This is a genomic window from Candidatus Dadabacteria bacterium (genome assembly GCA_026705445.1).
GTDB lineage: Bacteria > Desulfobacterota_D > UBA1144 > Nemesobacterales > Nemesobacteraceae > Nemesobacter.
The window spans coordinates 26,722-37,987 of sequence record JAPPAR010000011.1; the positions used below are offsets into that span (position 1 = coordinate 26,722).

Sequence of the window (11,266 nt, forward strand, 5' to 3'; positions counted from 1 at the left end):
AATGTTAACTGGATAGTAAATATTTCGATTCAATCCGTAAAGAGCGTTAGAGGTCGCCTTGATATTTTTCTTCAGTCGCCGTAGGTAAACATTTCCCGTAACACCCCTGCCACCTCCCGCGCGCGCGTGTCCGGCAGGACACCCAGCCGTCTGACTAGGCGAGACTTGTCCACGGTCCTTATCTGATCGAGTACCACTTGGCCTTTTTTCCGCTGAAAGGTGACATTTACGCGACTGGGGTAATCCCGTTGCGTCGACGTCATAGGCGCTATTATGACCGTGTTAATGTACCGGTTCATCTCATCCGGCGAGATCACTACGCATGGCCGCATCTTCTGGATTTCCGATCCCTGTGCGGGATCCAGGTTGACCAGATATATATCATATCGCCGAACTTGCTTTACCATGTCCAGTCCTCGGCATCAAAGTCGTTTTCAAGCGCATCGGGAACCAGCGACACATCGTCACCGACGGCCACCATTTTTTCAAAAGCAACACTCCAACCCTCGCGCACGCTCCGCACAGGCGCAAGCACGATGACTCCGTTCTCAACACGCATCTCCAACTCGTCGCCGAGGCCGCACTGCTTGATAACCGACGAAGGGATACGAATTCCCTTCGAGTTACCAATAGATATCAGATTAATCTTCATGTGTTTGCCTCTTTGTATAATTACATTGTAATCACTAGACAGGCAAATTTCAAGGACAGTGGTATAGAAGTGATCAGCTTGTAAAGAGCGTTGCCCGTATATCTCTAGATTGAGAGCTTTTATTTTTTCGCCTTCTCAGAAAGCTCGATCAGTTTCTCTAGCGCTTCCATGGGAGTCATGTTCATGGGATCAAGGATTGCAAGATCCTCTGTGAGAAGCTCTTCTTTCCTAAACGCAGTCTCAGATTCTTTATCCAGTTCCGTATCGAAAAGAAGAAGCTGCCCGCCTAGCATCGACTGGGAAAGCCCGGCCTTGAATTTCTCAAGGGAAAAAAGAACCTTCCTCGCGGAATTAAGAACCTTCGCGGGAACCCCGGCAAGCCGGGCCACCTGTATCCCGTAGCTGTGGCTCGTCGCGCCCGGGACGAGCTTTCGGAGAAACAGTATCTCCCCTCCCTCCTCCTTTACCGCTACGTTGGAGTTGGTGATCCCGGGCTTTACGTCCGCCAGGTTCGACAGCTCGTGGTAGTGGGTGGCAAAAAGAGTAAGGGGCCCCAAGTCGTAGAGATACTCTGAAACCGCCCACGCTATGCTCATCCCGTCAAAGGTGCTCGTGCCCCGCCCGATCTCATCAAGTATGACGAGGCTCCTCGGGGTGGCGTTTTGCAGTATGTGCGCAGTCTCAACCATCTCGACCATGAAAGTTGAACGTCCCGCAGTGAGATTATCAGACGCCCCCACCCTTGAAAAAATACGGTCGACTATCCCGAGCCTTGCCGTCCGGGCCGGAACGAAGCTTCCCATCTGGGCCATCAGCGATATGAGAGCCACCTGCCTTATGAGAGTCGACTTGCCGGACATGTTGGGCCCCGTGATGATCATGAAGCGTTTGTCCTCTGAATCGAGGGTGACGTCGTTCGGAACGAACCCCCTCTCAAGGCCCATCCTCTCGACCACAGGGTGGCGGGAGTCTTTGAGTTCGATTGCGGGGCGCGGGACAAATTCCGGCCTGCAGTAACCGTAGCGCGACGCAATCTCTCCCATGGAGCAGAAAACATCCGTCTCCGCGACCACGGCCGCCGTGGCCTTTACGCGCGGGGCCTCGACGGCCGCCTGCTTTCGCACCTCCTCGAAAAGCGAGGCCTCAAGCTCGGCTATACGCTCCGCCGCGGTGAGTATCTGCTCTTCGTATTCCTTAAGTTCGGGGGAGATGAAGCGTTCGCTTCCCGAAAGGGTCTGTCTTCTTGAGTAATCCTCGGGTACCGAAGAAAGCTTGGAGTTTGTAACCTCGATGTAGTAGCCGAATACCCTGTTGTACCCGATCTTTAGGTTGGCTATCCCCGTTCTCTCCCTCTCCCGCCCCTCAAGCTCGGATATCCATTTCCGCCCGTCGCCCTGGATCTTGCGCAGCCGGTCAAGCTCGGGGGAGAATCCTTCCCTTATAACCCCTCCCTCCCGCGCGGAAACTGGCGGCACCTCAACAAGGGCGCCCTCCAAGTAACCGCGGAGGTCTCGGAAGTCATCCATCCTCCCGCAAAGCGACGCAAGGGTTTCTGAACTAAAATCCAACATAGCGTCGCGGAGTTTTTCTATGTAAAACGAGGAATCCCGAAGCGATGCAAGATCCCTGGGTCTTGCGGAAGGGGTCTCGATCCTGTGGATCAGCCTCTCAAGATCCCCGACTTTCCCGAGCGCCGCCACGAGATCTTTTCTCGCGGAAAGGTTTTCAAGCAATTCCCCCGCGGCTTCCTGCCTTTTCTCTATCTCTTCTGCGTCAAGCAGGGGGTAGCTCATCCAGCGGTGAAGTAGCCTCGCTCCCATTGGAGAGCGGGTCTCGTCCATTACGCCGAGCAGCGAGTGCTTAAGGGATCCTTCAATTGAACTTCGAAGCTCGAGGTTCCTCGCGGTCCACTCGTCTATTTTCATGTAGTCGACCGTGTCGTAGTACTTGGGGAACTCTACCTCCGGCATGAAGTCCTTCTGCGTTTCCCGGAGGTAATCGAAAAGCACCCCACAGGCACGGACACATCCAAGCTCTTTTTCGATCTCAAAGGCTTCGAGAGTAAGAACCGAGAAACCATCAGTGAGAATTTCCCTGCATCTCTCGAATTCCCACTTCCAGGAATCAACCTTCGTTACGAGCGTACAGGGATTTGCGTCAAGCAGGGGTTTAAGCCAAGGAGGTTCCGCGTCGGAATCCGGGACCAGAATTTCCCTTGGGTCGATACTGGCAATTTCCGAGATAAGGTCTTCAGGCGAGCGGAAAAAGGATGTCCTGAACTCCCCTGTCGAGATGTCGCAGAAGGAAAGCCCGAAGCCGTCTTTTTCCTCGGCCACGCACGCGAGGAAATTGTTGCTTTTCGATTCGAGGTTCTCCGAGTCAAGAACTGCTCCGGGAGTAAGAACCCTGACGACCTTTCTGTCCACGAGCCCTTTTGTTTTCTTCTGGTCACTTACCTGTTCGCAGACCGCCACCTTCTTTCCGCTTGCGAGAAGCTTCGATATGTGGGGCTCGGCACTGTGGAAGGGAACGCCGCAGAGGGGCACCGGGTTTTTCTTCGAACGGTCCCTTGAGGTGAGCGCTATTCCGAGTATTTCCGACGCGGTTTTCGCGTCGTCGTAGAACATTTCGTAGAAATCCCCGAGCCTGAAAAAAAGTATTGCGTCCGGATACTCCTTCTTTACGCTTAGATACTGACTCATAAGAGGGGTCTGTAAACTCATGCAAGTACTATTATACAGAATTTAACGGTGCGGCGGAAACGGCGAAAGGGGGCATAACGGTGCGAGACGACGCCATTGTCCAAAGCTTTTAAAGATTGGTACGGTTTAAGAACATGCGCAGGGAAGGGCCTGATCGGATATAATTGCGTAAAAGTTTATTTCAAATACCGGTAGCCGATACCTCCATCGTCCTCATCCGCACGACATCGTCACGGCAACACACGGCAGACGTAGAGGTAGATGAAACCTGCGTCAGGAGAAATACCACAACATGCACACTTAAAAGAAGCTCGCGTGTCAGGAGCCGGAGCGCAGGACAAGACCCCTGTTGTGGCAATTAAGGAAAGAGAGAGAAAGAAGGTTAGGGCGAAGGTTGCCGAAGCGGTTTCAAGTATCACGCTTCGGAGAATGGTGCAAGAAACCGTACCCGAAGGCACCACAGTTTACACGGATCAGAACTACGGGTACAAAGGGCTCGCGAAAAAGAACTGCAGGCACGAGGCGTAAACCACTCAGCCGGAGAATACATAAAAGGACAGAATCACACCACACGCAAGGCATAGAGTCCTTTTGGTTTATGCTCAAAAGAGGGCTCGCTGGAGTTTACCGCAAGATGAGCAAAAAGCGCCTTCAATGCTATATAGATGAGTATGCGGGAAGGCACAACATCCGCCCGCTCGCCTCTATCGAGCAGATAGATGCCGTTATTGAGGCAATGAACGGGAAAAGACTCAAGTACAAAGACCTGATTCAATGGAAGGGTCGGCATGGTGGAACATATTCAGCCGGGACTTGCGGAAAACCGGCACCGATCCTCTGATAATAACAGGGAGGAGAACAAAAAGAGGGGCCGGGCGATGATACCAACCTTACTCGAAGAGAAAAAAAAGGGGGCCATTTCCAAAGGAGAGCGGAAACTCGCCTACCCGAAGTGTTAACAAACCGGCACACTAAAAAGCGCGGCAACCGGGGTTACCGGAAACCGCGCTTAAAAACAAAAAAACAAGTTAGCTCCGTCGCCTCCCCTCAGTCGCAGTTGAAGTTTACATCCTGGGTCAGCCGGACAAGATTCCCACCGGCAGTCATGGTGACAATGTCAGTAGTATCAGTCGAGTCATCCGGGTCCACCACCTGAAGCACGCCGCCTGCTGTTACATTTAGCTTCTCATCGCCCATGAAGCCCTTCAGACATATCGTGTCGCCAGCCGCAAACGCGGAGATCGTATCTCCGGCGTCTCCTTTACTGATAATATATTGGTCATTGCCCGCGCCGCCGTTAAGCGTGTCGTTCCCAGGACCGCCGTTAAGCGTGTCGTTCCCAGGACCGCCGTTAAGCGTGTCGTCACCGCCCATCTCCGCGGTGGTGGGATCTGCTTCTCCGTTAAGCGCATCGCCTCCGGCTCCGCCTGTAAGAATGTTGGCCCGGACATCACCAGTAAGTGTGTCACCACCGAAGCCTCCGGTAACGTTCTCAATGGTGCTCTCTAGTTTTGGTTCATCTTCCGTCCCTCGATCCACAAGCACGATTCTGTCGGTAGCAGCAGGGCCACTAACCGCAACATGAGCAATGACATCGTCGGTGGCGTCGTCCGGGGTATCGGTTCCCACGGCTGCAACAATAGTAGCAAGATTAACGGTCACCGCAGCACTTTCGCCCTCGTAGCTTATGGTGTCGCTTCCTTCGCCCCCGTCGACCGTATCAATGCCGTCCACTTCTGGGGCGGTGCCGCTGGCCACATTCGCTGCATCGTCTTCCGCAGGACGGTTGGGAATAATCGTGTCGTCACCCCCATGGCCGTTAATCGTATCAGCTTGATCAAGACCTTTAAGCACGTTCGCATTGTCGTCGCCGTTTATTATGTCTTCTCCCAACAGGCTGCCCTTGACGTTCTCAATATTCACCAAGGTATCCATACCTATTCCGCTATCTCCCATCTCTACAAGCTCGTCTACATCTTCAGGGTCGGAGTGCCGAACTCTGGCTACACCGTCGCCTAGGTTGACCACTACTCTCATAACATCCATGTAAATCGCAATGTCGGTGCCGTCACCCCCGTCAAGCGTATTGTCGCCGCTGCCGCCAACAAGCTCATCATCACCGGCCCCTCCGTAGAGTTTGTCGTTACCTTGGTTCCCGTAGAGCATATCGTTACCACCCATGCCCTTAATGGAGTCGTTGCCTTCCTGGCCATGGATACAATCACCCATGTCGGTACCAGCTATCATTCCGTTGCGGTCACCATCCTCATAACAACTATCTTTTCCTACCTCATAACCCGGCCCTATCTCGTCATAAACAGGTTCTGGCTCTGGGCACATGTCGGAATCCTCAACTGTGGATCCATCTTGACACACATACTGAGTTTCCGCCACAGTTTCCGTCACAGTTTCCGTGTCCGTGCAGGCGGAAAAAGCCAATGACCCCACCAGCAAAAACATTATTGCAAAAAAGTTACGTAACTTCATAATGAAAAATCCTCCTTATGAATTGTTTCCAAATTTTATTCGCAGTCTCAAGATCATCTATCACCGTTAACTGATTCTACACGGAAACACACTGAAGTGTCAACATTTTTTTTTAAGCCTCATTTAAATAGCACCATTTCGGAAAATCAATATGGGAAACCACAAAAAAACCCACTATTCCAAAAGGATAACACCAACAAAACTCAAATTCCAATTCCTTAATCCCCCCCCCCGATTTTGCCGACAAACCAAGCATCGCCATGTCGCGCAAAAGCCGGGAACGAGCGACACCCGGCATTAAATCGAGAACGTATTTTCGAAAACCGTTTCGAAGGCATCCGGCCCCCCGCACCCAAACAGCCCGAACCATCTAAATTCCCTTAAGCTCAGAACCCCGCCGCGGATGCTCCTTCCTCCAGCGAAGCCTGTTAAGCGCGCTGACGAAAGCCTTCGCGCTCGCTATCGAAATATCCGTATCCACTCCCTGTCCCTGCGATATCACTCCCTCATCTGATATCCTGACCGTGACTTCTCCCTGTGCGTCCGTCCCGCCTGTTATAGACGATACCGAAAAATTCTCAAGCCTGGGATCAAGTCCCGTCGCCTTCTTGACCGCCTTGAAAATCGCGTCGACAGGCCCCGAACCCGTCTCGCGGACCGAGATCTCCTCCTCTCCCGCCATGATCGTGACGCTTGCCTCTGGCGATGAGTCCGTTCCGCCTGAGTAGCTCGCGGCCGTAAACTCGTAATAATCAGAGGACCGCAGGAACTCCTGGTTTATAAGGGCCTCTATGTCCTCGTCGAAAACGTACTTCTTCTTGTCGGCAAGCGCCTTGAACTTCGTAAACGCGTTTTCGAAAACCTCAGGCTCGAGAACATAACCGTATTCCTCAAGGCGGTCGCGAAACGCGTGGCGCCCCGAGTGCTTGCCGAGCACTATCTGGTTAGAGGGAATCCCCACTTCCTGCGGGGTCATTATCTCGTAGGTGATGCTCTCTTTAAGCACCCCGTCCTGGTGTATGCCCGCCTCGTGGGCAAATGCGTTCGCCCCGACTATAGCCTTGTTCGGCTGCACGTTAACCCCCGTTACCTGGGAAACGAGCCTGCTCGTCGGATATATCTGCGCCGTGTTTATCCCGAAAGTGTAGGGCTTCTTGTCGCTTCTAACGCTCAATCCCATAACTATTTCCTCAAGCGATGCGTTGCCGGCCCTCTCCCCGAGGCCGTTAACCGTGCACTCGACCTGCCTTGCCCCTTCGCTTATCGCGGCGTGGGAGTTAGCCACCGCAAGGCCGAGATCGTTGTGGCAGTGAACGCTCAGGATCACGTCATCCAAGTTAGGGACGTTTTTTACGAGCGTATGGATTATGTAGGCGAACTCCTCGGGAATCGTGTACCCGACAGTGTCCGGGATATTGATCGTGGTGGCTCCCGAGCGGACGGCCACATCGACCGCCGTGCAGAGATAGTCGATGTCCGTGCGCGTCGCGTCCTCGCAGGAGAACTCGACGTTGTCCGTGTAGTTCCTCGCGTGCTTAACGGCGCCGCTTATCATCTCGAGCACCTGGTCTCTTGTTTTTCTCAGCTTGTGCTTAAGGTGTATCTCCGAGGTGGCGATGAAGGTGTGTATCCTCGGGCTTTCAGAATGCTGCACCGCTTCCCAGCCGCGGTCTATGTCCTTTAAGTTCGCCCTGCAGAGCCCGGCTATCTGGCAGCCTTTTATCTTCTGCGCTATTTTCTTTACGGACCGGAAGTCCTCCTCCGAGGATATTGGAAACCCCGCTTCTATTATGTCCACTCCCAAGCGCTCTAGCTGATAGGCGACCCGGAGCTTCTCCTCAGAGGTCATGCTGCAGCCCGGGGCCTGCTCCCCGTCGCGAAGCGTCGTATCGAATATATGTATGTAGTTGTTGTTCGACATTTCCGAACCCTGTACTTTATTGCTTAGCCGCAAAAGCAGGTTTTTACATGCCACTGGCGTGCTTGTCAAAAGGGGTTGGGCACGGGGAGTTTTTGATCGCAGTCATCTCTTCTTTCCCTGTTTCCCGCTTTTTTTGATCAAAAGTTTCGGGAATTATATTGAAAGGTCACATTTCCTCAAAAATCTTATCCTAAAAGAGGCTTATATACTTTTCTATCCAGATGGGGTGGCAGTTCTGTCCACAATGTAATGCGATCCATTTGAATATCTTAGGTGCGATTTTCCGGTTCAGGGAAATCCCCTGCGTATCTTATGGTCTTTTGCATGTTCTTGTTTTTAAAAAATCCGAAATTTCGTTTTCCGTTTCGTAGAACGTTTGTCTTTCTTCCGTCCACTCGGAACAATCAAGGAGAATAAAGTCTCGAGAATTTCCATTACTGAACTTTGAAGCATACTGGCTGATTCCAATCACGGTATTTAGATTCGCAAACCTGTTCCTGATAACCCCGCATGCGACTTCGAGCATTTTTTGGCGAGCTGGACGATAACGGTTCTCGAAATCTCCGGTTTGCGGACATTTTAGCTGTAAAAATACGTACCCCTTATCTTTTTGAAGCGAGGACATGAATTTAACTTTGGGAAGCACAGAATGATCGGTTTCGGGGAAGTTGCGTACCTCTTTCCGTATTTCCTCGGATAGCAATCGACGCGTAAAGCGTGGTTCTTTTGCCATTTCGCATATAAGATGCTGTCCTCTTTCTAAATCAATATCGTTGAGTAAAGCTCCATCAAGCATATCTTGGCATACTTGCTGTATAAATTTGTCCCAAAAATAGGAAATCTCATTCGCTTCTTTTCTCCTTTTATAAGGTTCTGATTTGGAAAAATATTCCCAAAGTCCATCTGCCGCTATGATAGAAGAGTTCGGGTTTCCGGGATTGGTACGATATCTATTCCGACTTTCGTCATAGCTGAGAAAGTAGTGTGCGAGAAGTTCATGTTCTCCGAAATACAGAAGAGACTCGCATGTGCCGATTGTTTTTTCCTTATCGTTTATGAACTCGGCAAAATCGGAAATAGTGTCAAGTTCACGAAGAACAGTTTCAACATTAGAACTGTCTAGGATATGGACGGGATCCTCTTTTTATCGAGTAGGGAGGGGCGTTGCCGCGCCCTTCCCCTCGCAGACCCGAGCGTACGCGTCTAACGCACTCGGTTCCTCGCGTGCTAGTTTCACTCATATAGTATTTACCGGTCGCACTACCTTGACCCTTGGCAGTGGATTCTTCCTGAGTATCTCTTTCATCTTCTCCCAGTTCACTCGCCCCTTGCGGCTGCGTCGTGACAACCACTTCCGCCATACCTCTATGACCTAGTTTCGAAACTGGGCTAGCCTCTTCCTGTTCCCCGTCACCCCATAGTAGTTGCAGTGCCCGCGAATTACCCGCCCAAGGTGCGCGGCCTGCGCGTCTATCCGCATATGGCGGTTTCCCCTGCACCACTCATTGACCGCACTTACCGCCCTTGCATACCGTCCCTTGGCCGTTACTTTTCGCAGCACTCTGTTGCCCTTCCTCGACCGCCCCCACACATGCGTGAACCCCAGGAAGTCAAACCTGTGATCTTCTCCCTTTCTGCCTGCCCGCATGTCCACATACCGTGTCTTGGCCTCATGGAGCGCTAATCCATACTTCTCCAGTCGCTTGCCAAGCACCTTGTTCACCCTCTCCCCGTCCCTTCTTTCCTCATAGAGCATTACGAAATCATCCGCAAACCTTACCAACTGGCACCGTCCCTTCATCCGCGGCTTCACCGTCTCCTCAAACCACTTGTCTATGACATGGTGAAGTAGAGATTTGAGATCATCGGACTTATCACCCCACCCTGCGGGGTGCCTTCCGTTGACCGCCTCAACTGCCCCTCCTCTAATACTCCTGCCTTAAGCCATTTATCTATCATGCGCCTTATTACACCATCTTTGATCCGCAGATCAAGAAACTCCCGCAGCTTACCGTGGTCGATACTGTCAAAATACTTCCTTATGTCCGCGTCTATTACCCATCTCTGCCCTTCCTTCATTACTCCCGCCCATATGGCGTCGAGCGCCCCGTGCGCCCCTCTCCCCGGCCTGAAGCCATATGAGCACTCAAGGAAGTCTCCCTCGTATATAGACTCAAGCATCATCAGTACCGCCCTCTGCGCCACCTTGTCCTCAAATGTCGGTATCCCCAGCGGCCGTTGCGTACCATCCGCCTTCGGTATGTAGTGGCGACGTACCGGCGGAGCCTTGTACTGCCCCGACTTCATGCGGCTGAGCAAATCCTCGAGATTGCTCTCAAGATTCTCCTCATATTCCGCCGCCCCAACTCCGTCCTTCCTCGTCTGCTGATACGCTACGATCATCCATTCAAGGTCTATAAGATGATTCAGTGATGTGAACACCCGCTCCGGGTGTTCCCTTGCCTGCTCGGCTATCCATTCCCGTTTCGTTAACGTACTCATTGCACTCTGTGTTGCCCCCTTACATTCCCCGTTAATGGCTCTACTCACGCGGTGCCCCGCTTCCCTCCACCGGGTCCCGCCGGACACGGTTCCCCGCCTTCATCAGTACTATCAGAGCACTATGACTCCCCGCATTGCTTCCCTTCGGCTTATTTGTTCGTTTTCCGGTACCACGCCGTAACCGCTTGTTAGTGTTATCGCTTCCGCGCTCCCTGTGTGCACCGGCTACCCCGCACGCAGGGCCAAGGGACATTGTTCCCCCGGATCCCCTCTGCTTCCGGGATTCGCTACGTGGACAATGCAGGGTCTCCCAGGTTCCCTGGTGAGCCTTCCCGTGGCTATGCCTCCGTTCTTTGACCCCGGACGACCCTCGGCGTCTCGTCTCTTGCGACGCTCCGGTACTGCCCCCAGTAATTGAAAAGTGAAGGCGTCATCATTGCGTTTATCGAGACTCAATAGCGGCGCTTTACCACCCGCTGTTTACGCTTCACGACACACGTTACCGTGCGCCATGCAAAACTCGCTTCCGGCTGGCTGACTGTACCCTTTGCCGGATGGGAGTCGAACCCACTGGCTCACTATGAATGATTTCCAGCTATGCCATAGCTTTCCCTCCTTCCAGAGCTTTCCCTAGCGCACTCAACTTCACGCAGGAAGGTCTCTCCGCGGAGGGTTTAGCGTGCTCTCCATAAGAAATGGCAAGGCTTCCGGAATAATCCTTGCCGGAAAACTTTTTCAGGGTTTCTTCCACTCCATGGGCGACGACGAACTTATGAATTCTCGCGTTTTCCGGAACTCTGTCGTCTTTACACGGGTTCGGATAGCTCCAGAATTTCAAGAACGTGTTCTCGCAAAGCTGAGAAAGCAATTTTTCCGTGGGAGTGGTGCCTTCGGATTTATGAATTTTCGTTATTGGATTTTCCTCCTATTAGATATTTTTCATTGAAGTGTCACTTGCAAGAATCGAGCACCAGCACCATCCCAGTTAACCTTGCGGAACTG

10 protein-coding genes and 1 pseudogene are annotated in these 11,266 nt (G+C 52.3%); 2 read left to right on the plus strand and 9 right to left on the minus strand.

Annotated features, from left to right (window positions below):
- Positions 1-71: 71 nt before the first annotated feature.
- The 3 genes from OXG75_01845 to mutS all read right to left on the minus strand — a co-directional run bounded on the left by OXG75_01845 (position 72) and on the right by mutS (position 3,354).
- Positions 72-407 (minus strand): type II toxin-antitoxin system PemK/MazF family toxin, encoded by a 336-nt coding sequence (locus OXG75_01845; protein MCY3624734.1) that lies wholly within the window; start codon positions 405-407, stop codon positions 72-74.
- Complete coding sequence (locus OXG75_01850) at positions 401-652, minus strand: AbrB/MazE/SpoVT family DNA-binding domain-containing protein (protein ID MCY3624735.1); 252 nt, start codon at positions 650-652, stop codon at positions 401-403. The genes OXG75_01845 and OXG75_01850 overlap by 7 nt, the downstream gene beginning before the upstream one ends.
- A 119-nt stretch (positions 653-771) precedes the next feature.
- Complete coding sequence (mutS, locus tag OXG75_01855) at positions 772-3,354, minus strand: DNA mismatch repair protein MutS (protein MCY3624736.1); 2,583 nt, start codon at positions 3,352-3,354, stop codon at positions 772-774.
- A gap of 261 nt (positions 3,355-3,615) precedes the next feature.
- On the opposite strand from mutS, the gene OXG75_01860 reads away from it, so the two are divergent.
- Positions 3,616-3,882 carry a transposase gene (locus tag OXG75_01860; protein ID MCY3624737.1) on the plus strand — a complete coding sequence of 89 codons (267 nt, stop codon included), beginning with the start codon at positions 3,616-3,618 and terminating at the stop codon, positions 3,880-3,882.
- A gap of 16 nt (positions 3,883-3,898) precedes the next feature.
- Positions 3,899-4,195, plus strand: coding sequence for a transposase (locus OXG75_01865; GenBank protein MCY3624738.1), 297 nt, complete (start codon positions 3,899-3,901; stop codon positions 4,193-4,195).
- Between the two features lie 206 nt (positions 4,196-4,401).
- On the opposite strand, the gene OXG75_01870 is transcribed toward OXG75_01865, so the two are convergent.
- The 6 genes and pseudogenes from OXG75_01870 to OXG75_01895 form a co-directional block, all read right to left on the minus strand.
- Positions 4,402-5,841 (minus strand): calcium-binding protein, encoded by a 1,440-nt coding sequence (locus OXG75_01870; protein ID MCY3624739.1) that lies wholly within the window; start codon positions 5,839-5,841, stop codon positions 4,402-4,404.
- Between the two features lie 370 nt (positions 5,842-6,211).
- Positions 6,212-7,762 (minus strand): 2-isopropylmalate synthase, encoded by a 1,551-nt coding sequence (locus OXG75_01875; protein MCY3624740.1) that lies wholly within the window; start codon positions 7,760-7,762, stop codon positions 6,212-6,214.
- A gap of 310 nt (positions 7,763-8,072) precedes the next feature.
- Positions 8,073-8,558: a hypothetical protein gene (locus OXG75_01880; protein ID MCY3624741.1), complete on the minus strand. Its 486-nt coding sequence runs from the start codon at positions 8,556-8,558 to the stop codon at positions 8,073-8,075.
- Positions 8,559-8,999: 441 nt separating this feature from the next.
- Positions 9,000-10,264, minus strand: a pseudogene (ltrA, locus tag OXG75_01885) (group II intron reverse transcriptase/maturase).
- Positions 10,265-10,489: 225 nt separating this feature from the next.
- Positions 10,490-10,720: a hypothetical protein gene (locus tag OXG75_01890; protein ID MCY3624742.1), complete on the minus strand. Its 231-nt coding sequence runs from the start codon at positions 10,718-10,720 to the stop codon at positions 10,490-10,492.
- Positions 10,721-10,859: 139 nt separating this feature from the next.
- Positions 10,860-11,102: a hypothetical protein gene (locus tag OXG75_01895; GenBank protein ID MCY3624743.1), complete on the minus strand. Its 243-nt coding sequence runs from the start codon at positions 11,100-11,102 to the stop codon at positions 10,860-10,862.
- Positions 11,103-11,266: the final 164 nt, after the last annotated feature.